Below are 26,359 nucleotides of genomic sequence, written 5' to 3'. Positions count from 1 at the left end.
TTTCGCTGCATTTGACAGCCGACGAGTCGCCGTAGCCGCACCTACGGATCTCCCACCTGCGGTAACTGCTGCTGGCATCGATATCTGGGCCGTTCCTTCGTCACACACCGCCGGGTTGGCACTTCGGGTACGGTGTGATCTGCATCCTACAAAATCTTGATTCTTCAAATCTGAGAAGCTAGTTTCCTTGTAGTCATACAACCCCCGCCCTTGGAGCGCATCGAGCGCCAAGGGCAACGTCTGCTCCCCATCTCGGACCTCGGCCCCGGACGGATACAGACCCAGTCGAGGAGGAACGGGTGAAAAAACATCGCATGCTCATCGCCCTGATGGCGATCGTGCTGTTGGTGGCCGGATGTGGCGGACGCGACGGCGGCGGTAGTGAGGAAGAGGGCGGAGGCGGCGCGACGTCGTCGGACAGCGTCTCGAGCGACTTCGGCACGCTGTCGGACGTCTGTCAGTCCGGCGACGCGAAAGGTGCTCCCACCCAGGGCGTCACGGACGGAGAGATCCAAGTCGGAGTCTTCTCGGACGTCGGGTTCACCAAGAACTCAGAGTTCGTCGACGCGGCCAAGGTGTTCACGTCCTGGTGCAACGAGCTCGGCGGCATCAACGGTCGCCAGCTGGTTGCCAACACTCGCGACAGCAAGCTGATGGAGACCCGTCAGCAGATGATCGCAGCCTGCCGGGAGGACTTTGCACTTGTCGGGGGCGGAAGCGCGCTCGACGGGCTCGGAGTGAAAGAGCGGCTGAACTGCGCACTCCCGAGCTTCCCGGCGCAGGTGGCCCAGTTGACTGCTGTCGGCGCAGACCTCGAGGTCAGTGCGTCCCCGAGTCAGACCCCCGGCTACGACCCGTACTACCAGTTCCGCACCTGGTTGATCAAAGAGGCCTACCCCGAGTCCGCGAAGGCCGTCGGAGTCATCAATGGTGACTCACCGGTCACGAAAACTATTGGCGCGCAGGCAGTCGAGTCGATCGAAGCCGCCGGGGGAACCATCGTCTACAACGACCTGTACCCGGCAATGGGAGTCTCCGACTGGACGCCGTACGCCCAGTCGATCAAGAGCAAGGGCGTCAAGGGTCTGCTCTACAACGGCGACTTCAAGCAATTGGCCAAGCTCGAGGCCGTACTCACCGGCATGGATTACAAGCTCGACTGGATCGACACCAACAACAACGCTTACAACGAGCAGTTCATCGAGCTCGCGGGCACCTCTGCCGACTACCAGAACAATGTGCTCGACCTCGGCGGCGTGGCGCCGCTGAACAGCGATGAGCCCGCGACCAAGCAGATGGTGGAGCTGTTCGAGAAGTACGCACCCGATGCGCAGATCACATTGCCGGCAATCCGCGCGTTCTCCTCATGGCTGCTGTTTGCCAAAGCTGCCGCCAGCTGTGGCGATGAGCTGACACGGACGTGTGTACTCGACGCGGCGAAATCCGAAACAGCTTGGACCGGTGGTGGATTGACCGCACCACAGAACTTGCAGGCACCTATCCCGCCGTCGCCGTGCTTCAACGCGGAGAAGGCGACGTCCAAGGGATGGGAGCCCGCTGACTTCCAGCCGGACGACGGCGTCTACCGCTGCAACATCGAGCCGCTGAAATACACCCAGGAATATGGCGTCCCGATGACGTTGGCGGATGTCGGCAAGAGCATGAGCGACGTCAAGTAATGGACCAATTCCTGACTTTCGGCATCGTCGGGCTGACCACCGCGGCCATCTACGCGGTGATCGGCAGTGGACTGGTGCTCACGTACACGACCACCGGTGTGTTCAACTTCGCACACGGCGCAGCCGGGATGATGGCAGCGTTCTCCTACTGGCAACTCACCGTCGACTGGGGGCTGCCGGTATGGCTCGCGCTGGTGATCGTCCTCGGTGTGCTGGCCCCGGGATTCGGATTACTGGTCGAGTTGGCCCTGAGGCCGGTGCAGAGACTCGGCGAGGCCGAGAAACTGGTGATGACCATCGCCCTGCTCAGCGCGCTCATCGCGTTGGCGAGGTGGATATGGGACCCGAACGGCGCGAGATCGATTCCGGTGTTCTTCGCCGACAAGCAGGCGTTCCACATCGGTTCGGCAACGGTCACCTGGCATCAGGCGATAACGATGGCGGTGGCGATCGCGGTTGCCGTCGGGCTTCGGATCCTGATGTTCAAGACACGCACGGGCACCGAGATGCGGGCCACGGTGGACGATCGGGGCCTCGTCGGGCTCACCGGCGCTGATCCCGTCCGCTCCAACCGGGTCGCCTGGATCCTCGGCACCGAACTGGCGGCCATCGGCGGCATCCTCATCGCCTCGACTGTCGCACTCGACGCCATGCAGTTGTCACTGTTGATCATCAGTGCTTATGCGGCTGCGATATTCGGTCGTCTCAAGAGTCTGCCGATGACCTTTGTCGGCGCCATCGTGGTGGGTTGTCTCGAAAGCTATCTCGCCGGCTACCTACCGCAGAACGCCTATCTGCCCGGCCTTCGGATCGCAGCACCCGCACTCTTGTTGATCGTGGCGTTGTTGCTCTTCCCTCACGGCCGGTTGCGTGGCCGGGACAGGCGCCTGACGAAGGTGCCGCTACCGACCCTGCGGGGCACGGCATTCTTCGGCGCGGTGATCATCACGTTTGCACTTGTTCTGGCCACCGTGCTGGACGAGGGCGATCTGATCACCTACGGGCTGATCTTCCCGATGAGCATCATCGCGCTGTCCTTTGTGCCGCTCGCCGGTTTTGCAGGTCAGATCTCCCTGTGCCAGCTGACTATGGCAGGCATCGGGGCAGTCGCGTGCGCCTACTTCGGCGGGTCGGGGCAGTGGTGGGCGCTGATCGCCGCGGTGGTCGTCTCGGCCATCGCCGGGGCCATCATCGCAGTGCCCGCGCTGCGTTTGTCGGGCGTCTATCTGGCGTTGGGAACGGCCGCGTTCGCCGTGATCATGGACCGGTGGATCTTCACCCTGCCGACGTTCAGCGTCTTCGGGGTCGACATCACGCTGTTCGATCAGGGTTCGGTGGAGTTGGTGGGGCCCAATCTGTTCGGTTTCCATGTGGACAGCGCGGCCAAGATCACGGTCTTCTCGGCAGTCCTGCTGGCACTGGCAACCCTTGGGGTGGCGCTGTTGCGGCGGAGCCGTTTCGGGCGTCGTCTGATCGCGCAGCGGGACAGCGAGGCGGCATACGCGACGCTCGGCGGCAACCTGTTGTTGGCAAAGGTCGCGGTCTTCGCGCTCGGTGCCGGTATCGCCGGCCTGGGTGGGGCACTCTACGGAATGCAGTTGCAGTCGGTCACCGCAGAACAGTTCAATTTCGTCGCCGGACTCCCGCTGTTCCTGATCGCCGTGATCGCCGGCCTCGGGTCGCTGGGTGCCGGCTTCTTCACCGGGTTCACGCTCGCCGGTCCGTTCGTCGCCGTGGTGGCGATCTGGCCGTCGTCGTCCGATCTCGTCGCCGTGATACCCGGCCTGGCCGGGGTGGCATTCGCCGGAGGCATCCTGAGCTCCGGGGCGATCTCTCAGATGCGCAAAGAATGGGATCCGATGTTCGCCGACAGGGCTGCCCTTGTCGGGTTCGTGTCCTGGTTCGTGGCGTTCTGGATCCTGCGCCTCACCGACGTCATCGACGGCTGGATCTTCTTCGGTGCCATCGTCGTCGGTCTGGTGGCAGTTCGGTACCTGGTGTCGTACCGGGCCGGCAGGCGGTCGGGTTCAACGGCCACTGCGCCGACTGAACCGCATCCACCGGCCACGGACGACGAAATCCTCGATTCGGATATCCCGGTCGAGTGGTGGGGCATCAAGCGTCCCTACCGCGCCGAGGACGAGGAGGTGTTGGACCATGCCGTCGCAACTCGAGGTTAGTGGGGTCACCGTCAGCTTCGGCGGCCACCGCGCCCTGGACGACGTCGCCCTGTCCGCGGAGGCAGGCCAGATCACCGGGTTGATCGGTCCGAACGGTGCCGGCAAGAGCACGTTGTTCGACGTCGTCACGGGGCTCCGCAAGCCGGTGTCGGGTCGGGTCGTGATGGACGGCCATGACGTCACCCGGTCCGGTCCGGCCAAGCGGGCGCGACGCGGTCTGGCCCGCACCTTCCAGCGGCTCGAGCTCTTCGGGCGGCTGAGTGTGCGGGACAACCTGCTCGTGGCAGCCGAACTCGGACCCCACCGCCGCAACGCCGCGACGGTGGTCGACGAGATCATCGAACGTCTCGGCCTCGCCGCGGTCGCCGAGGAGAGTGCGGATGAACTGCCTACCGGCATCGCCCGCCTGGTGGAGGTGGCACGCGCGCTCGCGGTGAAACCGAGCCTGCTGTTGCTCGACGAACCGGCGGCGGGTCAGGACCCGGAGGAAACCGAGCGATTTGCCACGTTGCTCCGCACCATCGCCGATCGTGGCGCAGCGATCCTGCTCGTCGAGCACGACATGGAATTGGTGATGGCCGTGTGCGACCAGGTATTCGTGCTCGACCTCGGAAAGATCATCGCGTCCGGCCCGCCCGAGGTGATCCGTCGCGACCAGAAGGTGCTGGCGGCCTACTTGGGAGCGCAAGCATGAGTCCTCTGCTCGAACTGAAAGACGTACGCGCGGCGTATGACGCGATCACCGTGCTGCACGGTATTAACCTGAGCGTCGCCGCCGGGCAGGTCGTGGCACTGCTCGGGCCGAATGGCGCCGGCAAGACGACGACCCTCAAGGTCGCTGCGGGCGTGCACCCCCTCAAGTCCGGGCAGCTGTTCCTCGGCGGCCGCGACGCCACCGGGTTGCCACTCGGCGACGTGGCCCGATCCGGCGTCTGCCTGATTCCCGAGGGACGCGGAGTGTTCCCCAATCTGTCTGTCCGCGAAAACCTTCTGATGATGACCTTCACGGGTCGCTCGCGTGAGGAGATCGAGGAGATCGCGTTCGCGCGGTTTCCGATCTTGGGCAAGCGGGCGTCCCAGACAGCGGGGACGTTGTCCGGAGGCGAGCAGCAGATGCTGGCCCTCAGTCGCGGATTGGCGACCGATCCGGCGGTTCTCCTGCTGGACGAACTGTCGATGGGGTTGGCACCCCTGATCGTAGGCGAGCTGTACGAGCAGGTTGCCGAGATCGCCCGGCAGGGTGTGGCGGTGCTCATCGTGGAGCAGTTCGCCGCCGCAGTTCTCGACATAGCCGACCACGCGGCAGTTCTCGTCCGGGGCCGGGTCGAGCATCAAGGCCGACCCGACGAAGCGTTCAAGACCGAATTGGCAGCCCTCTACCTAGGAAGTTCCTCATGACCACCACTGAATCCCGCGCCGACCGCTTCACTCGCGAGCTGGCCGAACTGAAGATACCGGATCCCGCGTCAGGAAGGGCTGTCCTGTGGTTGCGGATCGGAATCGCCCTGCTCGTGCTCGGTCCGGTACTGGGTATCATCGCCTACTTCATGTCGCACGGGACCTCGAATCCACTCGTTCAGCGCGATGCCATCATCATCGCATTGATCGGAATCTCGAGTGCTGTCGTAGGATCGGCTGTGTTCCTGCGATATTCGCTGACGAACTTCCTTCGCTTCTGGCTGGCCCGACAGGCGTTCGATCTCAGCGTCCTCGGTGATCGGCTGTCGCCCAATCACATTCCTCTGGTAGAAAAGGATGAGTACGATGACAAACCCAAGCACGCCGTTACGCCCAGGTGATCAACTGGCCAGCACCACCTGCGCCACTCGAGTAGTGGTCGTCAAGGTGCCCGCCGACAACGATGTCTCGATCGCCTGTGGTGGTGCACCCATGATCCCGGCGGCAACCGCGGAGAAGATCGCCGGCGACGGTGGCACGCCGACAACGCTTCTCGGCAAGAGGTACACCGACGCCGACGGGACCGTCGAACTCCTCTGTACGTCACCGGGAACCGGTGAGCTCACCATCAACGGGACTCCGCTGAGCATCAAGAGCGCCAAGCCGCTGCCTGCTTCGGACTGACATGGACGCACGGGCGGTGAGCCACCGGCGACGCCGGTCTTGATACCCGGTTCATTGTGGGATCTGCGTCGCCGTAGAGGGCTTCCGAATGGATCCCTCTATGGCGCCGGTGTCTTCTGCGCTCCGGCTTGTCCCGCACATGTTTCGACCCGATAGAGAAGGATTGGCCAGTGTCCGACGGAATGAATTTCGAATTGACCGAGGATCAGGAACTGATCCGCAAGTCGGTGGCCGAGCTGGCGAGCCGGTTCGATGACCAGTATTGGATGGAAAAGGATCTCGCGCACGAGTTTCCGAAAGAATTCTACAAAGCGATCGCCGATGGCGGTTGGCTCGGGATGACGATGCCGGAGGAGTACGGCGGTCATGGCCTCGGGATCACCGAGGCGACCATTCTCCTGGAAGAGGTGGCGCGGTCGGGGGGTGCGATGAACGCAGCCAGTTCGATCCACCTGTCCATCTTCGGCATGCACCCGGTGGTGGTGCATGGATCGGACGAACTCAAGGCCCGCACGCTACCTCGGATCGTGAACGGTGACCTGCATGTGTGTTTCGGAGTCACCGAACCGGGTGCGGGACTGGACACCTCCCGGATCACGACATTCGCCCGACGAGACGGCGACAGCTACGTCGTGAACGGCCGCAAGGTGTGGATATCGAAGGCCATGGAGTCGGAGAAGATCCTGCTGCTGACTCGTACGACGAAGTACGAGGACGTGGAGAAGAAGACCGATGGGATGACGCTGTTCCTCACCGATCTCGACCGCAGCAAGGTGACGATCCGGCCGATTCCCAAGATGGGCCGCAATGCCGTCACGTCCAATGAACTCTTCATCGATGACCTCCGGATTCCGATCGAAGATCGCGTCGGTGAGGAAGGTCAGGGATTCAAGTACCTCTTGGACGGACTGAATCCCGAGCGCATGCTGATCGCGGCCGAAGCCCTCGGGATCGGACGCGTCGCCCTGGACAAGGCGGTCAAGTACGGTGGCGAGCGGGTCGTGTTCAACCGCCCGATCGGCATGAACCAGGGGATCCAGTTTCCCTTGGCAGATGCACTTGCCCACCTGGATGCGGCGGAGTTGGTGCTGCGCAAGGCGACCTGGCTCTACGACAGCGGGAAACCTTGCGGCCGCGAGGCGAACACGGCCAAGTACCTGTGTGCCGAAGCGGGATTCGCCGCCGCCGACCGTGCTGTGCAGACTCATGGCGGTATGGGCTACTCGGAGGAGTACCACGTCGCGCGCTACTTCCGTGAAGCTCGATTGATGCGTATCGCGCCGATCAGTCAGGAAATGATTTTGAACTATCTGGGATCACACACTTTGGGAATGCCGAGGAGCTACTGATGGCCGCACGACAGGGATTGTTCGATCTGACGGGACGCTCGGCGTTGGTCACCGGAGCCGCAGGCGGAATCGGCTCGGCAGTCGCCGAGGCGTACGCGGCGGCCGGTGCCGGGGTCCTCGTGACCGACGTCAACGGCGACGCAGCAGCCAAAGTTGCCGCGCGCATCAATGAGTCCGGTGGCAAGGCCGACAGCTTCGAACTCGACGTGACCGACAGGGACGCCGCCGACGAAGCGGTCGCCCGCGCAGCGGCGTTGAATGGCGGCTCGCTGCACATCCTGGTCAACAACGCGGGCGTCACCGCTCCGGCGATGTTCAAGGACACCACCGAGGTGTCGTTCCAGCGCATGCTGGACATCCACCTCAAGGGGGCGTTCAACTGTTCTCAGGCCGGCCTGCGGTATTTCGCCACCGATGGCACAGGACGCATCATCAATGTGACGTCGTCGGCCGGGATCACCGGAACGCTGGGCCAGGTCAACTACTCGGCAGCGAAGGCCGGCATCATCGGACTGACCAAATCACTTGCGCGGGAACTTGCTCGCAAGCAGATCCTTGTCAATGCCCTGGCGCCTCTCGCCGCGACCCCGATGACCAAGACGATTCGGACCAACGAGAAGTTCGCAGAGACCATGCTCAATCGGATCCCGTTGCGACGGTGGGCGGAACCAGAAGAGGTGGCGGGTGCGTTCGTATTTCTCGCCTCGGATGCATCCTCGTTCGTCACCGGTCAGGTGCTGCCTGTCGATGGTGGCATGGTGATGTGATGATCGACCAGGATTGCGCGGGAGGCGCGGCGGCGCCGCTGGCAGGCGTCACCGTGGTCACGCTGGAACAGGCGATCTCGGCTCCGATGTGTACGCGGACGCTTGCCGACTTCGGCGCACGTGTGATCAAGGTGGAGAACCCCAAGGGGGGCGACTTCGCCCGTCACTACGATGACGTGGTGAAAGGTCAAGCCGCGCACTTTGTGTGGGCGAACCGCGGCAAGGAATCGGTCACGCTCGACCTGAAGTCGCAGTCGGGTATCGACCTGCTGCATCGATTGCTCGATGAAGCCGATGCGCTGGTGTCCAACCTCACCCCTGGGTCGACCGCGCGGTTGGGACTATCGGGAGACGAACTCGCCCAACGACATCCACACCTGGTGGCCGTCGAGATCGACGGGTACGGCACCGGTGGGCCATTGTCACACAAACGCGCCTATGACCTGCTCGTTCAGGCCGAGGCCGGCGTCTGCGCGGTCACCGGTTTCCCGGGAGAGCCCGCAAAACCAGGTCCGCCGGTTGCGGACGTGTCCACCGGTCTGTACGCCGCGCTGTCGATCATGGCGTTGCTGTATTCACGAGACGCACGCACGGCAACCGGACAGAAGACGCCGACGGTGAGCGTGAGTCTCTTCGACACCGCTGCCGAGGTCATGGGCTATCAGCTCAACTACACGCGGCACTCGGGTATCGACCAACAGCCGCTCGGAATGAGCTCGCCCGCGGTCGCGCCCTACGGTTCCTACCGCACTGCTGATGGACAGACCGTGGTCCTGGGCACCACGAACGATCGCGAGTGGCAGCGACTGGCACGAGAGATCGTGCAGCGCCCAGATCTCGCGGACGACGAGCGTTTCGCCTCCAACTCGGGTCGTGTGCAGAACCGGGATGTGCTGGAGGAGGCCATCGGTGCGTGGTGCGGGCAACATGATCTCGCCGAAATCCAGAAGGTCGCCGATGATGCCGGAATCGGCAACGCACGGTACAACCTCCCCAGCGAGGTGATCGCCCATCCACAGTTGTCGGAGCGGGACAGGTGGCGCGAAATCGAGACCCCGGGCGGCTCGATACAGGCTCTGCTGCCGCCGCCGATCATCTCCGGCTTCGATCCCCCGATGGGAGCGGTCCCGGGGCTCGGGGAGCACACGGACACTGTTCTGAGTGAGATCGGGGTCGATCGAGACGAACTCGCGGCCCTGCGGGAGCAGGGGGCGGTGGGCCGAGCGTATGAGCGCTGACATCGATGACGCGGCCGATGAGTCGGCGTTGCTTGTCAGCGACGATGATGGTGTCCGAACCCTGACGCTCAATCGGCCGCGCCGGAAGAACGCGATCAACACAGAGCTGTGGATCGCGCTGCGCGAAGCCCTGATCGCGGCCGGAGGTGATCAGGGCGTACACGCCCTGGTGCTGACCGGCGCGGGTGGGGCATTCTGCTCCGGAGCCGATATCGCCTCACCGGATCCGATGCATCCGACCTACAAGCTGCGCAACCTGAGCGCAGTGGCCGAACTCCTGCACGACATGCCGATGCCGACCATCGCGAAGGTGTCAGGCGTTGCGGTCGGAGCCGGTTGGAATCTGGCCCTCGGATGCGATTTCGTCGTGGCCACCACGGCCTCGACGTTCTCCCAGATATTCGTCAAGCGCGCGCTCTCGCTCGATCTGGGCGGCTCGTGGCTGCTTCCGAAACTCGTTGGACTACAACAGGCCAAGCGCCTGGCGATGTTGGCCGACACGATCGGCGCAGAGGAAGCCCGGGCGCTGAACCTGGTGACCTGGGTGGTCGACGATGCCGAGATCGACGGCTTCGTCGCTGACCTGGCTTCGCGGTTGGCGGCCGGACCGCCGATTGCACTCGCTCAGACCAAAGCGCTGTTGAACGAAGGGGCGAACAGCACCCTGCACGATGCGCTGGCGGGCGAAGCCCGAGCGCAGGCAGTGAACTTCGCGACCGCCGATGCCTCGGAGGCCTATGCGGCATTCGCCGAGAAGCGGACGCCGACGTTCGCAGGCCGATGGGCGGCGCCGAGGCCCGCCGCAAATGGCACACCAAAGTCGTACAAGACCGAAACTGGAGAAAAAGATGCGTGAAGTAGTGATCGTCGAGGCCGTTCGTACGCCGGTGGGCAAACGTAACGGCGGCTTGGCCGGCGTGCACCCGGTTGATCTGTCCGCGCACGTGTTGGGCGCACTCGCCGAGCGTTCCGGTATCGACCCGGAGGTCATCGATGATGTCATCTGGGGCTGTGTGTCGCAGGTCGGCGATCAGTCGAGCAATGTCGGCCGGTACTCGGTGCTGGCGGCGGGATGGCCTGAGTCCATTCCGGGCGTCACCATCAACCGAGCGTGCGGATCGAGCCAGCAGGCGATCGATTTCGCCGTACAAGCGGTGATGTCGGGTCAGCAGGACGTGGTTGTCGCCGGTGGTGTCGAGGTCATGAGCCGGGTACCGCTGGGCGCGGCTCGCGCCAGTGGTGCACCGTACGGACCCAGGGCGCTGGGACGCTACGACGGTTTTGCGTTCAATCAGGGGATCTCCGCCGAGAAGATCGCCCAGAAGTGGGGTTTCGATCGCACGGCCGTTGACGAGTTCTCCTCGGTGTCGCATGGGCGTGCGGCGGCGGCTCAGGATGCGGGCGCCTTCGAGTCCGAGATTGTCGCGGTCACAACCGAAGACGGTGTGGTCAGTGCCGATGAGGGGATCCGGCGCGGCACCACGGCGGAGAAGCTCGCGAAGCTCAAGCCGGCGTTTGACGAGAACGGCGTCATCCACGCGGGCAATTCTTCGCAGATCTCAGACGGTGCGGCGGCACTGCTGATCACCACACCGGAAAAGGCCGCAGAGCTCGGACTGACTCCGTTGGTCCGTTATGTTGCCGGCGCAGTGGTCGGTTCTGATCCGGTTCTCATGCTCACCGGTCCGATCCCGGCCACCGACAAGGTGCTTGCCAAGGCGGGCGTTGCGCTGGCCGACGTCGGCGTGTTCGAGGTGAATGAGGCTTTCGCGCCGGTCCCGATGGCGTGGCTCGCCGAAACCGGGGCAGATCCCGCGCTGCTCAACCCACTCGGCGGCGCGATCGCGCTCGGCCACCCACTCGGTGGCTCCGGTGCTGTGCTGATGACCCGCATGATCAACCACATGCGGGGCAACGGAATTCGGTACGGACTGCAGACCATGTGTGAGGGCGGCGGCACGGCCAACGCCACCCTCGTCGAGCTGGCATCGCACTAGAGGAGACGAGATCATGCGTAGAGATGTGTTCACCGCCGACCATGAGGCGTTCCGGAAACTTGCACGGGACTTCATCGAGAAGCGGATCGTTCCCGAGTACGCCGCCTGGGAGAAGGCCGGCCAGATGCCTCGCGAGATCTTCGCGCAGCTCGGGGAGCTCGGTCTGCTGGGAATCGCCATTCCGGAGGAGTTCGGTGGCGCGGGTCTTCGCGACTACCGCTACAACGTGATCCTGCAGGAGGAGGCGGCCCGCGCGCTCGTCACGCTGGCCACCGTCCGCACGCAACTCGACGTGATCCTGCCGTACTTTCTCGAGTACGCCGATACCGAACAACGCAAGCGCTGGTTCCCGGGTCTGGCCGACGGCACATTGCTCTCGGCCATCGCGATGACCGAACCCGGTACCGGGTCCGACCTCGCGGGCGTGTCGACGACGGCCGTTCGCACCGGTGACGACTACGTCCTCAACGGTGCGAAAACCTTCATCACCGGTGGTCTGCTCGCCGACTTGGTGATCGTCGTGGCGCGTACGTCGACCGATCCCGAGAACAGGCGGGCCGGTCTCTCGCTGCTGGTCGTGGAGAACGGCATGGCCGGATTCGAGCGGGGTCGTGTGCTCGACAAGATGGGCTGCAAGGTCCAGGACACCGTGGAGTTGTCGTTCGACAACGTCCGCGTCCCGAAAGCGAACCTCCTCGGCGAGGAAGGTCAGGCCTTCAGCTACCTCGGCAACAACCTGCCGCAGGAACGGATGACCGTCGCGGTCGGCTCCATCGCCCAGGCCCGGGCGGCGGTCACCACCACGATCGAGTACGTGAAGGAGCGAAAGGCCTTCGGAAAACCGGTCTCCTCGTTCCAGAACACGAAGTTCGAACTCGCCGCGATGTCGGCGGAGATCGAGGCCGGGCAGACGATGATCGACCGGGCCGTGCTGGATCTGGTCGATGGCGAATTGTCCGGTTCGGACGCGGCCCGGGTGAAGTTGTTCTGCACCGAGGTGCAGGCACGGGTGGTCGATCGTTGCCTTCAGCTCTTCGGTGGATACGGCTACATGGCCGAATATCCCATTGCCCGGCTGTACACCGATGCCCGTGTAGCCCGTATCTATGCAGGTACGAGCGAAGTCATGAAGGTGATCATCGCCAAGTCACTCGGCCTGTGACGGGCGACGCGCCGGTTTCTCAAAGAGACGGTTGTCACATCTTCGAAACCAACCTACTATGTGCTCAGTTGGTTGGTTGATCGAAGGAGATCCGGGTGCAGGAACGGCCGTATGAGGCGCTACTCGTCAAAGGCGAGGAGCGTAAGCGTCGGATTCTCGACGTAGCTCAGCGGTTGCTCGCAAGCAACGGATGGCGAAACACGGCTTTGTCGCAGATCGCCAAAGAGGCCGGTGTCAGCTCCGCCGGTCTGCTCCACCACTTCGAGTCCAAGGCGCAGCTTCTGCATGCGGTACTCGAGCGGCGTGACGCCGATGACGACCAACATTCGGACCGATCCGGCGACCTGCTCGAGGAAATCGTGCACGTCGCCGAGCGGTTCGAGCGCTCACCTGAGTTGATCGGGACATTTGCGGTCCTGCAGATCGAGAACCTGGAACCGGATGCACCGCTCCACGAACGGATCGTGAGCAGGTACCAAGCGTCAGTCAGCACCGTCGCGGCCGGTATCCGGCGCGGCCAGCAGGACGGCAGGTACCGAACCGACCTCGACCCGGATCTACGGGCCGTCGAAATCGTCGCCTTTCTGAATGGGATGGAAACCTCATGGCTGCTCGATCGAACGATTCCATTGACCGAAGTGTTCAGGGAATACACCAACTCATTGGCGAAGGACTTCGCTCCGACGAAGGCTTCGTGAGGTATCGCCTCGTCATCGTCGCGTCATCGATGCTCGACGCGGTCCGCCACACGGGAGGCCTGTTGTTCGACCGGGTCATGGCCGGATGGGATGTCGTCGTCCTGCTCGAGGACTACTCGAACCTTCGCCCGCTGCAGATCCTCGGCGCCGAGACGGTTGATCTCGCATCCGGACTCGAATGGCAGGGGCACGGGATCCACCCGCAGGCCGTCGCTGTCTCCGCTGAACTCTTCGAGCGCGATACCCGGATTCGCGACGGGTTCGTGGAGAATCTCGACCGTGGGGAGACCGAGTTGACGTTGTGGGGCGACACGCCCACCGACATCGATCAGCGAGTCGATGCGGTGCAGCACCGGTTGAGCCTCGCGGCCCGCGCGTTCAAGGCCCATGCGCTGGCTGCTGCTGCGGCACCCATCGCGGTGGATCCGGTCGAAACATACCGGAGCAGCCAGCTGTTGGCCTGCGCCGCGCAGGGCCGGGCGGACCTGGTTCCCGCCTGACCGGTCAGGCGCCGAACCATGGTGCCTCAGGGGGAGACACGATCACGGGGTGGACCGTCTTGACCTCAGAAGATGATTGGACTGCCGATGCCCGATTCGAGTGAAATCGCCGAACGCCAGAGTGACGCGATTCGTCGTGTGAATGGTGAACGTCGGCGTGCACAGACGCGCCATCTTAGATATCGGCTGGCAGTTCTCGGGCCGACGACCAAGGCCATCATCGCGCATGCCGGAGGCCTGCTCTTCGACCGGATGATGGCCGGATGGTCGGTCACCACGCTCGTTGCCGACGACTCGGATCCCCGGCCACTGGAGATACTGGGAACCAGGGTCCTCGACCTCGAATCGGCTCTGGCCCTGGATCTTCGGGCAGCGCTGACGTCAAGCGATCACACGCCTTGGCCGCATGCGGTGGTGGTGGCCGCCGAGCTCTACGAAAGTGATCCGCGGCTACGAGAGGGGATTGAGCGCGCCCTGGAGCGCGGTACCACGGACATCGTGATGTGGGGGTGTTCCGGCGTGACGTCGATCGATAGCCGGCTGACCCCGCTCGAACACCAGCTCAGCAATGCGGCACGAATATTCAAAGCGCAGGCTCTCACCGCGGCAGCTCCCACGGTAAGCGAAGCGGTGACCGTCACCGAGCGGTTCCGGTCGAGCGACTTGTCGATCGCCAGTGGCGGGGTGCTGCAGCACCATTGACGCGCAGCACCCGCGGCCAGACGTCAGGCGACGACTTCCTCGCCAAGGAGGGTGGTGCGGTGCATGAGACGGGGTGAGCTGGGGGTGTACGGGATTGCCCTGTGGAGCATGCCGGTGTTGTCCCAGATGACCAGGTCGCCCCGGCGCCAATGCTGCCGTAGGGCGAACTGCGGCCCTGTCGACCACTCGAGGAGACGGTCGAGAAGTGCGCGCCCTTCGGATGCGGACATCCCGACCACCTCGCCCGCCGTGGCTCCGATGAGCAGCGATTTACGGCCGCTGCGACGGGTCCACACAAGCGGATGGGTGCGACTCGGGACGCGGGCCCACGCGGCCATCTGCTTGTCGGTGGGGTCCGGGTTCGCGAGCCGTTGCGCTGTAGCGAAGCTGTGCACGACCTGGAGTCCATCGATCTCGGCCTTCTCGTCGGCGGAGAGGGCTTCGTACGCGGCATACGTGTTGGCGAACTCCGTGTCGCCACCCTCGGTGGACACTTCGAGCGCGGTCAGCAGGGTGGCCTTTTGCGGAATGGCGTCGGTGGCGCCGTCGATATGCCAGTGGAACGTGCCCGAGTTGTATGCTGCCAACACGGTTTTGGCCGGATCGAGACTGATTGCCGAGATCTCTGGATGACTCTGCTGGCCTCCGACAGGGGCGATCACCACCTCGCCGAGCAGGCGGCTGAGGGAGACCAGTGCGTCGTCGCCGATGTGGCATTCGCGGAACAGTACAACCCCGTGGTCGTCCAGCGCGGTGCGGCACCACGCGGCGGCATCGGGATTCGCAAGGGATTCGCCCGAGACCCCGGTGACCTCGATTCCAATCGCCGGGGTGATCGGGGTGATTGCGTCGAACATCGTTGCTCCTTAGGCAATACGAGCGCGGCACTTGCAATACAGTCGTATAGCATGTGAAATGAACCATACACTCGTACAGCAACGAAGTGAACCGTCTGCTCGAAACGATGCGCGCCGAACCCCCGCCCGAATCCGTGCGGACGGTTTACGCGATACCCGGTAACTCCGGCGAAGAGGATGCACCATGAGAATTGGATTGACCGGCGGGGCCTCGTCCACCGAGAAGATTGTGAAGCAGGCGCAGCGCGCCGAAGCGGATGGGTTCTCCTCGCTCTGGTACGCGAGTTCGGTCACCGGTGACCCCTTGGCGGCGCTGGCGGTAGCCGGTCGCGAGACGACCACCATCGAGCTCGGTACAGCTGTCCTGCAGACCTATCCGTGCCATCCACTGCTGCAGGCCAACCGCGTCGCTGCTGTGGCCGAGGCCATGGGCCGCCCCGGGATCACCCTCGGGTTGGGCCCCTCTCACGGGTCCCTCATCGAAGACGTCTACGGACTGTCCTACGAGCGCCCCGGTCGCAACACCGAGGAGTACATCCAGATCGTCACGGCGCTGTTGCGCGGTGAGGACGTAGACGTGCAAGGCCAGGAGTGGACGGTCAAGAGCGCAGGTCGGATGGTCTCCCCGGTGCATCGTGTACCCGTCCTGCTGTCGGCGATGTCCCCCCGGATGCTGCGTGTGGCAGGAGAATTCGCGGACGGAACCGTGCTGTGGATGGCGGCGGCGAAGGCGATCGAATCGCGTATCGCGCCCGCGATCCGTGCTGCCGCCGCAGCCGCCGGACGGCCTGATCCCCGGATCGTCGCCGGTTTGCCGGTTGCAGTTCACGATGACGTCGACGAGGCGCGTGCCGCGGTCGCGGCGACGTCCGGGGTCTACTCCGGAATGCCCAACTACAAAAGAATCATCAGCGCCGGAGGTGCGGCTGAACCGGCAGATGTCGCGATTGTCGGAAACGAGGAATCGGTGCGGGTCCAGCTGCAAGGTCTACTCGACGCCGGCGCCACAGATATCTGGGCCGCGGTGACGCCGGTCGGGTCCGATCCGCGTGCATCCGCCGGACGTACCAGGGCCCTTCTGCGTGAACTGGCCACCAGCGCCACGTGAGGCGGCATGCGTTGGACGGACACGACAGGCCTCGCTCGTGATGGGCGGTGAAGATGATGCGATACGCAGGGCGGCCGAGTCCGTACGGCGTAGCGCTGTGGCCCTGGTGAACACGACTGCCGGACCGTCTCGCCTCGCTGAAATAGCAGCCAGGATTGATTCTCTCGCAGACGAACTCGAGAAGACGGCGCAACCCGCCGTCGATCGGATTGCGGAGATGGACACACGTGGCAGGGTCGTGCGGTACAGCCCGGTGGTGGGTACCCGGTCGGCCCGGACTGACGGCTCAGCTCACGCTCCGATTCCACCGCCAGATCCCGACCGGACGAGAGCTGACCGTAACGTCCTGGCACGGGGGATCGGAGGGCCGAAAGGCGTACTCTCATGCGGAGATCCGGCTCGCCGGTGAGTTGTGTGTCAGCGCGGACGGCTTGTTCATCACGGCCAGGCCGGCGGTAGCCCGCGATGGATGAGGACGCCAAGGCGGTGGCGACTGCCCTCGCCCGCGAGTCGGCGGCCGATGGCCTTCGCCGGCTGACAGATCTGCTGCTCCGGGTGGCCGACGACGATCCGGGGTTGGCTGCGATCGCGCAGGAGCTCGACCGGATCACCGAGGAACTCGACCAGATCACCGAGGAACTCGACCAGATCACCGAGGAACTCGACCGAATCACCGAAGAACTCGGCGCCAGCGACGACGGCCGCCGTCCTGTGGGTGTCGATCCGGTCGCGGGGCGCGCGAATGCGTGCGCGCCGCCGCTCGAGGTCTGGTGCCTGCCCGATGGGACTGCCGGGGCGTCCGGTTCTCTTGGAATCACCTATCAGGGGCCCCGGGGGCTCGTGCACGGGGGAGTCTCGGCGCTGATACTCGACCATGTGCTGAATGTCGCGCTGTCCGAGCAGGGGCCGGCCGCCGCAGGCGGGGAGCTGTCGGTGCGGTATCACCGGCCGTTGCCGCTGTATCGGAATTTCCTCGCCACCGGAAGGCTCTCGCGAGGCGCGGACGGTGAGTTGCGTGCGGTCGGCGAGATCACCGTCGCCGGTGTCGTTGCCGTGTCCGCGGCGAGGATCGTCGGCGGTCGTGGCGTCCGTATGTGAGGGGTCAGTTCTCGGCGCGAGGCCTGCGGCTCCGCCGTGCGCGAGTTCTCCGCGGTTCCACTGAGTCGATGTACGTCTCGAATGCCCTCACCACGTCGTCGTGCGCTGTGGTGATCCCGATCCCTCGCTCCAGGCTGAGCATCTTCGGGACACCGGAGATCAATGCGACGAGCGCACCCGCGGTGAGGGGCTGCTCCGCCGCCTGCGACGCACCCTCGCGCGCACGTAGGGCCTCGAGTTGCACCTGACGAATCTCTTCGGTGACCCGAGCGATCTCCACCCCGACGGTCTTGCGGTGATTGCCCAGTGCCATGAACTCTGTCACCAACGCGCCGGTCGCCTCCTTCAGGCTGAACTCCCACATCACGTGCAGGATTTCATCGGGCCGTTTCGCGAGTGCGTCGCGCAGGCGCTGCACGTTCTCGGCGGTGCGTCGTTGCAGCGCCGAGACGAAGATGGCGTCCAGGGTGGGGAAGTAGTACTGGACCAGGCTCGGGGTCACGCCGGCCTCGGCGGCAAGCACGCGATAGGTGACGCTGGGGTAGCCCTCCCTGATCATGAGCTTCTCCACGCAGTCGAGAATCGTGTCCCTGGTCTTCGACGTCTGCGCTCCCACGCGCCGTGTCGATGGTGCCATGTCCAATACCCCGCTCAGTCGATTGAAAGTATTTTCGCACCCCGGAGATGCTGTACGACTGTATAGTGGTGATGGGTCGCTCGAACATCCTGCGGCCGTTCCCGGTTCGATCCGCCGACGTCTTCGGCGCCGCGGCAAGGAGTGCGAAGTGAATTCAGAGACCAGGTTGCAGACCATGTACGAGGATGTCCGGTACCTCAAGGATCGGGTCGCCATCCTCGATTGCGTGGCCCGCCATGCCAGGGGGTGCGATCGGCACGACATCGATCTCATCACTGCGGCGTATCACGAGGATGCGATCGACGAACACGGGTACGCCACCAATATCGGTCCTGAGTACGGAGAGTGGGCGAACTCGGCCCACGCCTCGACATCGGTGGTCCACACCCACAACATCACCACGCACTCGTGTGACATCGAAGGCGATACGGCCCATGCCGAGAGCTACGTCATCGTCGTTCTGATCGGCATGGACGGTACCACCGCGCAATTCATCAGCGGTCGCTACCTGGACCGTCTCGAGCGCCGAGATGAACAGTGGCGCATTGCACTTCGACGTTCGACCGTGGAGGCCATGTTCGTCGGCGATGCCCGCGTCCTGAAGTCGCCCTTCTTCACGAAGAAGGGCTATCAGGTGGGTACCCGCGATCGCACCGACCTGTCGTACGAGCGGCCGCTCACCCTGGAAGTACCCGCGCCGGCACGGTGGTGAGCGGGGGTCGAATCAGACCCTGGGCACCAGGGTTTCTGATCGTTGGACCGTGCCGGTGATGCCGGAGGCGTCTTGGCGTGCCAGCAGCGTCGCTGCGGCACCCATCGTCTCGGGCGGTTCGATCGCCTCAGGCGGGATACGCTGTCCACCTCCGGCTGCCGCCCAGCCTTCGGTGAGCACAACCCTTGAAGGGCTGAGGCAGTTCACAGCGATGTTGTCGGTCGACAGGTCGCTCGCGAGACCGAGGTAGAGCCGTTCGACCGCGGCCTTCGACACCCAATAAGCGTTCGACCCGCGGTCGATCATGTCGACGCCGGTGGTGGTCACCGCGATCAGCGAACCGCCACCGCGCGCCCGCAGGTGGGGGATGGCTGCCTTCGTCACCAGAAAGACCCCGGTCAGGTTCACGTCGAGGCACAGCTGCCACCGTTTGAGGGGCGTTGAGTCGATCGGTCCGAGCCAGAGCACTCCGGCATTGGCCACGACGACATCGATGCCGCCGAACTCTTTCACGGTGGTCGCGATAGCCGCTTCGACAGATTCTTCGCTGGTCACATCGCACGGGACCGCGACGGCACGTCCACCGGCCTCGACGATCCGGTCGGCCACGGCCCCGATCGTCCCGGGCACCCTGCCCTCGTGTTCCGTTCGGGCGGCGACGGCCACGGCCGCTCCGGCTTCCGCGAGTGCCATTGCGATCGCCGCGCCGATGCCACGGCTTGCACCGGCGACGAAGGCGACCTTGCCGTCGAGTGTTGTCATGCCAGTTCTCCTCGGTTGATCTCTATCAGGACCTTGCCGACCGCGCGCCCGTCGGCGACGAGCCGAAGGGCCTTGCCGGTGTCCTCCAGTGCGAATGTTGCTCCGACATGCGGGACAACTCGGCGGTTGACGAGCAGCTCGTTCAGTTCGGACTCGTTGCGGGCGAACTCATCTGCCGGGATGTCTTGAAACTGGAAACCGACGATGTGAATGCCCTTGACCAGAACCAGGTTCAGCGGAATGGCAGGAATTTCTCCGGACGCGTATCCGACGGTGACGAATCGACCGCCTCGGCCCAGTGCCCGCAGGGCCGGCTCCGAGAGCGCGCCGCCGACCGGGTCGATCACCGCATCGGCGCCGCCCGGCACCGCTGCGCGGAGTGCTGTCCTCACGTCGCCCTCGCGATGATTGATGAGGTGGGTCGCGCCGTAACTTTCTGCGACCGCCAGCTTTTCCGACGACGATGCCACCGCGGTGACCTCGGCCCCGAGCAGGACCCCTAGTTGGACCGCGGCCAGCCCCACACCACCGCCGGCGCCGAGGACGATCACCCGATCGCCAGATCCGACGCGGGCGACGGATCGCAGCGTGTGGAACGCCGTGCGATACGCCACCCCGAACGCGGCGGCGACGCGTTCATCGACGCCGTCCGCGATCGGACTCACTTTGTCGGCGCGGGCCACGATCTCCTCCGCGAAAGCTCCGACGAGGCCGGTTCCGGTGACCCGATCGCCGATCGAGCGACCGGCCACCTCCGGTGAGACCTCGGTGATCACGCCGGCGAACTCACTGCCCGGTACGAATGGTGGAGGCACCTTGATCTGGTACTCACCTGCGATCACCAGTACGTCGGGGAAGTTGGCTGCGGCTGCGACCACGGCAACCCGTACCTCCCCCGTCTTCAACGGAGGTGACGGTAGATCTTCCACCCGGAGAGCCTCTGGTGCACCGTAGCTCGAGCACACGATTGCGCGCACGACGAGATTACCGCCCCTGCCAGTTCGGGCTTCGCTTCTCGATGAACGCCGTGGCGCCCTCCTTTGCGTCACTGCTGGAGAAGACGGTTTTCTGCCACTGCCCGAGACGTTCCGGAACGCGCTCGCTGTCCGTCACCGCGAGTCGAACCAGCTCCTTGCATGCGGCGAGGCTCAACGGCGCGTTTGCGGCGATCCGCTCGGCGTAGCCGATCGCGGCCTCGAGGACGGCATCCGGCGCGGCCAGGGCGTTCACCAAACCGATCTCGTAGGCCCGCTCCGCGGTGATGAAGTCGCCGGTGAGGGTCATCTCCAGGGCGATGCCCAGCGGGATGCGAGTTCCGATGTTCGTACCACCGCCGCCTGGGAACATGCCCCGTTTGACCTCAGGCAGACCGAACTTCGCCTGCGACGAGGACACGATCACGTCGCAACCGAGGAGCAGTTCGAGGCCGCCGCCGATCGCCGTGCCGTTAGCCGCGCCGATGACCGGGATGGACAGGTGTCCTTCCGCGAGCCGTTCGAACCCTTCGGAGTAGAAATTGCCACCGTCGGCAAACGCACGCAGGTCCATCCCGGCGCAGAATGCGCGATCGCCGGTACCGGTGAGCACGAGTGCCCGGATCTCGGGGTCCGCCTCGGCGTCTAGTGCTGCCGTTCCGATGCCTTGGATTAGGCTGCCGTTCAGTGCATTTCGGGCGTCCGGACGATTCAAACGCAGGATCAGAATCGGTCCTCGTCGTTCCTGGACCAGTTCGAGTTGTTCGGTTCCGGTGGTCATGATCGGTAGTCACTCGATTCTGCGAAGTCGGCGGCTTCTTTCATCAATCGTGGCACGAGGGGGCCGTACGACTGCAGTTGATGATTGTCACCGGCACGTTGAAAGCCCTGTTCGAGAACGATGGCGAGCTTCCATTTGGCGAGCACGAGATAGTAGTCGAGGTCGTCGACCTGACGGCCCGAGACCTTGGAGTAGTGGTTGATCATCTGTTCTCTCGACGGCATCCCGCGCAGGTCCACGTAGCTCGAGGTGGCGGCCTCCGGCGCGTTCGTGTCCTCGGGCCAACCCTGCACCATCCAGGCCAGATCCAGTTTCGGGTCACCGACGGTACCCATCTCCCAGTCGACGATCGCATCGAGTCGCGCCGGTGCGCCGTCCTTGAACATGACGTTCGCGAACTGATAGTCGCCGTGCATGAGACCGGGGACGAAGTCGAGTGGCTTGTGCGCATTGAGCCATGCGGTGGCCTCGTCCATTCCCTCGAGTTCCCGGCCCTTCACCCGATCGAAGAATCGGGTCCACCGGCTCACCTGACGCTCGTGGAAACCGTCCGGGCGACCGAGATCCTGCAGACCCTTCGCCTGCCAGTCGACTTTGGAGAGCAGCGCGATTCCTTCGGCGAGCTGATAGGCCAACCCCTTTCGCAATTCCGGATCGCTCGTGAACGGTTCGCGCCACTGCTTGTTGTTCATCGGCGACCAGCCGTCGACGAATCCCATGAGATAGAACGACCGTCCCAGCACCGAGGTGTCGGAGCAGGAGGCGATTGCCTTGGTATGCGGCACGTCCGTACCGTCTAGAGCCTCGATGATTCGCCATTCGCGCATGATTCCCTCGTCGCGGCTTGCTGGTGCCGCAGCCGGTGGGAGCCGAATCACGCAACTGCTGTCCCCACGGACGATCTCGTAGATCTCGTTCTGTGTTCCGCCGGAGAGAAAGCGCGCTTCGAGCGGCGCGCCCTTTCCTGGAAGGTCGGCTTCGTCCATCCATGCGGCGAGTTTTGCGGTGTCGATCACAGGTTTCCAACTTCCAGTTCGAGGTATTCGGCGTACTTGGCCTTTGCGGCCGCTTCTTTCCTGGGAATCCATTCGGTGGGCCACAGGTCATCGGTGGCTCTGTGGTCACGCAAGACCTGCTTGGCCACGGTGACCTTGTGGACCTCGGTGGGACCGTCTGCGAGCCCCATCACGGCGGCGCCGTGCACCATCGTCAGGAACGGCATCTCGTTTGTGACACCCAGGGCGCCGTGTACTTGCATTGCGCGCCAGGCGATGTCGTGCAGAACGGTCGGCATGATGACCTTCGCTGTGGCGATGTCCTTGCGAACCTTCTTGTAGTCGTTGTACTTGTCGATCTTCCAGGCGGTATTGAGCACGAACAGCCGGAACTGGGTCAATTGAGCGTACGAGTCGGCGATGTAGCCCTGGATGAACTGTTTGTCGGCCAGCCGGCTGCCCGCGGTCTCGCGGCTCAGCACGCGCTCGCACATCATGTCGATCGCCCGCTGCGCCAAGCCGATCGTCCGCATGGCGTGATGGATCCGTCCTCCACCGAGTCGGGTTTGGGCGACCGCGAAGGCCTGGCCCTCACCACCACCGAGCAGGGCGCTGTCGGGCACCCGGACATTGTCGTAGTGGATGAGGGCGTGCGTGCCCTCATCCATCGGCTCCCCGAAGAGCCCGACGTTTCGTTCGATGATCACGCCGGGGGTGTCCGTCGGGACCAGGAACATCGACATGCCCTTGTAGGCGCTCACGTCGGGATTGGTCACCACCATGACGATCAGGAACGACGCGGTCTTCGCGTTGGAAGAGAAGTATTTGTAGCCGTTGATGATCCAGTGATCGCCGTCGCGAACGGCGCTGGTCGTGAACTGTGTCGGGTCGGCCCCGGCCTGGGGTTCCGTCATCGAATAACTCGAGAAGCACTCGCCGTCGAGCAGCGGCTGGAGATACTGCTTCTTCTGGTCCGGAGTGCCGTAATGAGCGATGATCTCGGCATTCCCGGTGTCGGGTGCCTGGCAGCCGAACACGATCGGCGCCCAGGATGACCGCCCGAGTATCTCGTTGAGCAGGGCCAACTGAAGCTGGCCGTATCCCTGACCACCGAGATCGGGACCGAGGTGTGTAGCCCACAGTCCCTGTTCACGGACTCGCTGTTTGAGCGGATCGATCGCCTTGCGACGACCTCCGTCGAGCGGGACGAACTGCAGGTGTGGCCACGCGTGGTCGAGCGGCTCGACCTCCTCTCGGACGAACGCATCAGCCCAGTCCAGTTTCGCCTGATACTCCGGGTCGGTCTCGAAATCCCATGCCATAACGCCTCCTTGTTGCCCCCAGAATAGCATTCTGCTGCGTAAGAATACAGTTCTGGATAGTCTGAGGGCGATTCTCAAAGGTGACCAGACGAAAGTGGCGGACCACGGTGAAAGCAGAAGACCTCTTCCATATGGGGATCGTGTCGGACGATCCGAGCGCGACACGCGAGCAACTCACGGCGTTGTTGGGGTACGAGTGGGGACCGGCGATCGGTGGCCCGACGGCGGTGACTCTGCCGTCGGGAGAGGTGACCCTGGAGTTCGGGTGTTCCTACTCGGTCAGTGTGCCCCGTCTGGAAGTCGTCGCAGCGATCCCGGGCACGCTCTGGGAACCGGTTGCCGGATCGGGCATCCACCATCTCGGCTACTGGTCTGATGACATCGGCGCAGACACCGCGGAACTGGTGCGCGGCGGCTACGTCGTCGAGGCGACCAGAAGTGCGGGCGGCTTGCCGTTCTTCGCATTTTTGCGCGGTGACAACGGTATTCGGATGGAACTGGTCACCCGGGCGGCCGAACCGATGATGCAACCGTGTTGGGCGGCGCAGTCGTGAGCACCGTCGGCGTCGTCACCGGCGCGGGCCGTGGCATGGGCCTCGAATGTGCCCGCCGGATCACATCCATGGTGGACACCCTGCTCCTCGTCGACCGCGACGAGACGACAGCGACCACCGCGGCGGCGGAGTTGTCGGCGCGCGGCGAGGCTGAAGTACGACCGTTTGTCCTCGACATCACCGATGTGGACGGTCTCGACCGTTTGGCCACCCGGGTCGGAGAATCGGGCTCCTTACGGGCGGTGGCCCACGTCGCGGGTATCTCTCCGACGATGGCCGACTGGAAAAAGATCTTCACCGTCGACCTGATCGGTACCGCACGACTGGCCGCCGCATTGCGACCGCTCACGGTGCGGGGCACGGCCTGGGTGGCTTTCGCGTCAATGGCCCCGGTGATCGGTGGCGTCCAGATCGATGCCGCGACAGCAGCCGTTCTCGACGACCCTTTGAGCGAGCACTTTTTCGAGCGCATCCATCAGAGTGTCGGGCCGCGAATCGAACACCCCGGTGCCGCGTATGCCATCGCAAAACTCGGGGTCAAGCAGTTCGTACAGCGCGAAGCCGTCCGCCTCGGACCACTGGGCGGCCGAATCTGTTCGGTGTCACCAGGCCTCATCGATACTCCACAAGGTCGCCAGGAGGCTGCCGGCAACCCTCGTATGGGCGCGTGGGTGGAGCAGACCCCGGTCGGTCGCCTCGGTCGTGCGGACGAGGTGGCTGCCGTGGCGACCTTTGCGCTGTCGGATGAAGCGAGCTTCCTCAACGGTGTGGACCTACTTGTCGACGGCGGCGTCTGCGCCGCCGTGCTCGGGCATTAACCTTTCGTTGTGGACGAGCGGAAGACGGACGAGGCTGCCGATGATCTGGCGAGCCGGATAGCGCAACGGTCACTCGCCAAACGCGGGGCCAATTACGCCACCGAGGTTCGGCGGCTACTCGATGCCGCGCTGGAGGTGATCCGGACCCGGGGTACCACGTCCCGTCCCAGGGTCGCCGACATCGTGGCTGCCGCAGGATTGTCCAACGAAGCGTTCTATCGCCATTTCTCGTCCAAAGACGCGTTGGTCGCGGCGTTGATCGAAGACGGCACCACGCGGCTACGCGCCTATGTCGAGCACCAGATGAGCAAAGAGTCCACCGCGGAGGGCAAGGTCAGACGGTGGGTCGAGGGAGTCTTGGCTCAGGCGGCCGGTGACACTGCGGAAACCACCCGGGCGGTCTCCTGGAATGCCGGCAGCCTCGGTGAGGACACCGCGAGTGGTTCACTCTCGGCCACCGGCCCGATGGCGACTCTCCTGGTGGCACCATTCGCTGAATTGGGAAGTGCGGATCCGGATTTCGACGCATCGCTCGCGGCCCACGCCATTCTGGGAAAGTTGACCGACTACCTGTGGCAACGCACGGAACCGAATCAGGCTGAGATCGAGCACATCAGCGCGTTTTGTCTACGGATGATCACGCCGCCGGATGAGGTCGCAGGCTCCGCAGGAAGAGCTGCACCGCGGCGTCGGTGAGTCGTTCTTGATCATCGGTGTCACGAATGATGCCGAACGACGCGAGGCGCGACTGTGCGCCGACCATGCCCAGGAACAACTCGGCAAGGGTCTCGGGAGAGTCCGCGACGATCACACCTGTGGCCGCATGTCGCACCAGCAGGTCGACCACCAGCTGCTTTCGTGGCCAGAAGCCTGTTCCATACGTGCGCCGGGCGAGGTCGGGATAGCGCGCCGCATGCGAGATGGCGATTTGCTCGAGCTTGATCACAGAAGGGTTCGAGGAACGCCTGACCGCAGCGTGTGCAATGGCGCGCAATGCCTCCTCCAGGTTCTCAGGGTCCGGTGGAGGTGGCTCCGGCAACGGCCAGTCGCGTCGCGCCAACGCCCATCCGATCACTGATCGGAAGACATCCTCCTTCGTCGGGAAACGGGCGTACAGCGAGGGTTTCGTGGTGTGCGCTGCCGCCGCGATCGCGTTCATGGACGTGCCCTCGTAGCCGTGCTCGAGGAACAGTGCGAGAGCGCACTCACTGATGGTTCGGTCCAGCGCAGAGGCCTGCGCCTTCGTCGGTCGTCCGCCGCGTCCTCGGGCCGCGCCGTCCGGGGGGATTCTCGGGTTGGTCGACGTCACGGACGCCAAGTCTGCCACCACTGAGCTGGACAAAAAACTATACCCATGGGTATGGTTAATTTCATCGACGATCCCCCG

29 protein-coding genes are annotated in these 26,359 nt (G+C 64.2%); 21 read left to right on the top strand and 8 right to left on the bottom strand.

The genetic code is table 11. From position 1 onward, the window contains the following. Window positions 1–314 precede the first annotated feature (314 nt). The 15 genes from DFR67_RS14645 to DFR67_RS14575 all read left to right on the top strand — a co-directional run bounded on the left by DFR67_RS14645 (window position 315) and on the right by DFR67_RS14575 (window position 14,354). A complete protein-coding gene (locus DFR67_RS14645; protein ID WP_110470242.1) occupies window positions 315–1,679 on the top strand; it encodes an ABC transporter substrate-binding protein in 1,365 nt (454 codons plus the stop codon). Further along, window positions 1,679–3,859 (top strand): branched-chain amino acid ABC transporter permease, encoded by a 2,181-nt coding sequence (locus tag DFR67_RS14640; RefSeq protein ID WP_110470241.1) that lies wholly within the window; start codon window positions 1,679–1,681, stop codon window positions 3,857–3,859. The genes DFR67_RS14645 and DFR67_RS14640 overlap by 1 nt, the downstream gene beginning before the upstream one ends. Beyond that, the gene (locus tag DFR67_RS14635) at window positions 3,837–4,553 is read left to right on the top strand and encodes an ABC transporter ATP-binding protein (RefSeq protein WP_110470240.1); all 717 of its coding nucleotides are present in this window, start codon (window positions 3,837–3,839) and stop codon (window positions 4,551–4,553) included. Before DFR67_RS14640 ends, DFR67_RS14635 begins: the two co-directional genes overlap by 23 nt. Further along, window positions 4,550–5,257: an ABC transporter ATP-binding protein gene (locus DFR67_RS14630; RefSeq protein ID WP_110470239.1), complete on the top strand. Its 708-nt coding sequence runs from the start codon at window positions 4,550–4,552 to the stop codon at window positions 5,255–5,257. Before DFR67_RS14635 ends, DFR67_RS14630 begins: the two co-directional genes overlap by 4 nt. Beyond that, on the top strand, window positions 5,254–5,658 hold the full coding sequence (locus tag DFR67_RS14625; RefSeq protein WP_110470238.1) for a hypothetical protein: 405 nt from the start codon (window positions 5,254–5,256) through the stop codon (window positions 5,656–5,658). The genes DFR67_RS14630 and DFR67_RS14625 overlap by 4 nt, the downstream gene beginning before the upstream one ends. Then, a complete protein-coding gene (locus tag DFR67_RS14620) occupies window positions 5,624–5,941 on the top strand; it encodes a hypothetical protein (RefSeq protein ID WP_110470237.1) in 318 nt (105 codons plus the stop codon). Before DFR67_RS14625 ends, DFR67_RS14620 begins: the two co-directional genes overlap by 35 nt. A gap of 182 nt (window positions 5,942–6,123) precedes the next feature. Next, window positions 6,124–7,290 (top strand): acyl-CoA dehydrogenase family protein, encoded by a 1,167-nt coding sequence (locus DFR67_RS14615; RefSeq protein ID WP_110470236.1) that lies wholly within the window; start codon window positions 6,124–6,126, stop codon window positions 7,288–7,290. Continuing rightward, entirely contained in the window at window positions 7,290–8,057 is a 768-nt protein-coding gene (locus DFR67_RS14610; protein ID WP_110470235.1) for an SDR family NAD(P)-dependent oxidoreductase, read from the top strand. Before DFR67_RS14615 ends, DFR67_RS14610 begins: the two co-directional genes overlap by 1 nt. Continuing rightward, window positions 8,057–9,295 (top strand): CaiB/BaiF CoA transferase family protein, encoded by a 1,239-nt coding sequence (locus DFR67_RS14605; protein ID WP_110470234.1) that lies wholly within the window; start codon window positions 8,057–8,059, stop codon window positions 9,293–9,295. The genes DFR67_RS14610 and DFR67_RS14605 overlap by 1 nt, the downstream gene beginning before the upstream one ends. Then, window positions 9,285–10,151 carry an enoyl-CoA hydratase/isomerase family protein gene (locus DFR67_RS14600; RefSeq protein ID WP_110470233.1) on the top strand — a complete coding sequence of 289 codons (867 nt, stop codon included), beginning with the start codon at window positions 9,285–9,287 and terminating at the stop codon, window positions 10,149–10,151. The genes DFR67_RS14605 and DFR67_RS14600 overlap by 11 nt, the downstream gene beginning before the upstream one ends. After that, complete coding sequence (locus DFR67_RS14595; RefSeq protein ID WP_110470232.1) at window positions 10,144–11,292, top strand: thiolase family protein; 1,149 nt, start codon at window positions 10,144–10,146, stop codon at window positions 11,290–11,292. The genes DFR67_RS14600 and DFR67_RS14595 overlap by 8 nt, the downstream gene beginning before the upstream one ends. A 13-nt stretch (window positions 11,293–11,305) precedes the next feature. After that, entirely contained in the window at window positions 11,306–12,454 is a 1,149-nt protein-coding gene (locus tag DFR67_RS14590) for an acyl-CoA dehydrogenase family protein (protein WP_110470231.1), read from the top strand. 95 nt (window positions 12,455–12,549) lie between these two features. Next, on the top strand, window positions 12,550–13,152 hold the full coding sequence (locus DFR67_RS14585; protein ID WP_110470230.1) for a TetR/AcrR family transcriptional regulator: 603 nt from the start codon (window positions 12,550–12,552) through the stop codon (window positions 13,150–13,152). Further along, window positions 13,149–13,652: a hypothetical protein gene (locus tag DFR67_RS14580; protein WP_110470229.1), complete on the top strand. Its 504-nt coding sequence runs from the start codon at window positions 13,149–13,151 to the stop codon at window positions 13,650–13,652. Before DFR67_RS14585 ends, DFR67_RS14580 begins: the two co-directional genes overlap by 4 nt. 87 nt (window positions 13,653–13,739) lie before the next feature. Continuing rightward, window positions 13,740–14,354, top strand: a complete 615-nt coding sequence (locus DFR67_RS14575; protein WP_245937958.1) for a hypothetical protein — start codon at window positions 13,740–13,742, stop codon at window positions 14,352–14,354. Between the two features lie 23 nt (window positions 14,355–14,377). Here the strand turns inward: DFR67_RS14575 and DFR67_RS14570 are convergent, their stop codons facing one another. Continuing rightward, complete coding sequence (locus tag DFR67_RS14570; RefSeq protein ID WP_110470228.1) at window positions 14,378–15,211, bottom strand: TauD/TfdA dioxygenase family protein; 834 nt, start codon at window positions 15,209–15,211, stop codon at window positions 14,378–14,380. Window positions 15,212–15,395: 184 nt separating this feature from the next. Between DFR67_RS14570 and DFR67_RS14565 the strand changes: the two genes are divergently transcribed. Beyond that, window positions 15,396–16,319: a TIGR03564 family F420-dependent LLM class oxidoreductase gene (locus DFR67_RS14565; RefSeq protein WP_110470227.1), complete on the top strand. Its 924-nt coding sequence runs from the start codon at window positions 15,396–15,398 to the stop codon at window positions 16,317–16,319. 465 nt (window positions 16,320–16,784) lie between these two features. Beyond that, window positions 16,785–17,417, top strand: coding sequence for a hotdog domain-containing protein (locus DFR67_RS14560; protein WP_110470226.1), 633 nt, complete (start codon window positions 16,785–16,787; stop codon window positions 17,415–17,417). Window positions 17,418–17,421: 4 nt separating this feature from the next. On the opposite strand, the gene DFR67_RS14555 is transcribed toward DFR67_RS14560, so the two are convergent. Further along, window positions 17,422–18,054 (bottom strand): TetR/AcrR family transcriptional regulator, encoded by a 633-nt coding sequence (locus DFR67_RS14555; protein ID WP_110470225.1) that lies wholly within the window; start codon window positions 18,052–18,054, stop codon window positions 17,422–17,424. 175 nt (window positions 18,055–18,229) lie between these two features. Here DFR67_RS14555 and DFR67_RS14550 point away from each other — a divergent pair, with 175 nt between their 5' ends. After that, the gene (locus DFR67_RS14550; protein WP_110470405.1) at window positions 18,230–18,766 is read left to right on the top strand and encodes a nuclear transport factor 2 family protein; all 537 of its coding nucleotides are present in this window, start codon (window positions 18,230–18,232) and stop codon (window positions 18,764–18,766) included. A gap of 12 nt (window positions 18,767–18,778) precedes the next feature. Here DFR67_RS14550 and DFR67_RS14545 read toward each other — a convergent pair whose 3' ends face one another. The 5 genes from DFR67_RS14545 to DFR67_RS14525 are packed head-to-tail and all read right to left on the bottom strand — an operon-like array spanning window position 18,779 to window position 23,600. Continuing rightward, window positions 18,779–19,528: an SDR family NAD(P)-dependent oxidoreductase gene (locus DFR67_RS14545; RefSeq protein ID WP_110470224.1), complete on the bottom strand. Its 750-nt coding sequence runs from the start codon at window positions 19,526–19,528 to the stop codon at window positions 18,779–18,781. Beyond that, window positions 19,525–20,505 (bottom strand): NADPH:quinone oxidoreductase family protein, encoded by a 981-nt coding sequence (locus DFR67_RS14540; protein WP_110470223.1) that lies wholly within the window; start codon window positions 20,503–20,505, stop codon window positions 19,525–19,527. Before DFR67_RS14540 ends, DFR67_RS14545 begins: the two co-directional genes overlap by 4 nt. A 7-nt stretch (window positions 20,506–20,512) precedes the next feature. After that, window positions 20,513–21,283 carry an enoyl-CoA hydratase-related protein gene (locus tag DFR67_RS14535; RefSeq protein WP_110470222.1) on the bottom strand — a complete coding sequence of 257 codons (771 nt, stop codon included), beginning with the start codon at window positions 21,281–21,283 and terminating at the stop codon, window positions 20,513–20,515. Further along, the gene (locus DFR67_RS14530; RefSeq protein ID WP_245937957.1) at window positions 21,280–22,299 is read right to left on the bottom strand and encodes a phosphotransferase family protein; all 1,020 of its coding nucleotides are present in this window, start codon (window positions 22,297–22,299) and stop codon (window positions 21,280–21,282) included. The genes DFR67_RS14535 and DFR67_RS14530 overlap by 4 nt, the downstream gene beginning before the upstream one ends. Then, window positions 22,296–23,600, bottom strand: coding sequence for an acyl-CoA dehydrogenase family protein (locus DFR67_RS14525; protein WP_110470220.1), 1,305 nt, complete (start codon window positions 23,598–23,600; stop codon window positions 22,296–22,298). The genes DFR67_RS14530 and DFR67_RS14525 overlap by 4 nt, the downstream gene beginning before the upstream one ends. An 80-nt stretch (window positions 23,601–23,680) precedes the next feature. On the opposite strand from DFR67_RS14525, the gene DFR67_RS14520 reads away from it, so the two are divergent. The 3 genes from DFR67_RS14520 to DFR67_RS14510 are packed head-to-tail and all read left to right on the top strand — an operon-like array spanning window position 23,681 to window position 25,668. Next, the gene (locus DFR67_RS14520; RefSeq protein ID WP_245937956.1) at window positions 23,681–24,154 is read left to right on the top strand and encodes a VOC family protein; all 474 of its coding nucleotides are present in this window, start codon (window positions 23,681–23,683) and stop codon (window positions 24,152–24,154) included. Then, window positions 24,133–24,972, top strand: a complete 840-nt coding sequence (locus DFR67_RS14515; RefSeq protein ID WP_245937955.1) for an SDR family oxidoreductase — start codon at window positions 24,133–24,135, stop codon at window positions 24,970–24,972. Before DFR67_RS14520 ends, DFR67_RS14515 begins: the two co-directional genes overlap by 22 nt. Window positions 24,973–24,981: 9 nt before the next feature. Continuing rightward, a complete protein-coding gene (locus DFR67_RS14510; protein WP_110470218.1) occupies window positions 24,982–25,668 on the top strand; it encodes a TetR/AcrR family transcriptional regulator in 687 nt (228 codons plus the stop codon). Here DFR67_RS14510 and DFR67_RS14505 read toward each other — a convergent pair. After that, window positions 25,610–26,281, bottom strand: coding sequence for a TetR/AcrR family transcriptional regulator (locus DFR67_RS14505; protein ID WP_245937954.1), 672 nt, complete (start codon window positions 26,279–26,281; stop codon window positions 25,610–25,612). The two genes, DFR67_RS14510 and DFR67_RS14505, sit on opposite strands and share 59 nt — an antisense overlap. Between the last annotated feature and the right edge of the window lie 78 nt (window positions 26,282–26,359).

Origin of the sequence: Williamsia limnetica (assembly GCF_003217475.1) — a bacterium.
GTDB classification, from domain to species: Bacteria; Actinomycetota; Actinomycetes; order Mycobacteriales; family Mycobacteriaceae; genus Williamsia; species Williamsia limnetica.
The sequence above is the reverse complement of the archived record's forward strand: the minus strand, read 5'-3'. Positions and strand labels throughout refer to the sequence as shown.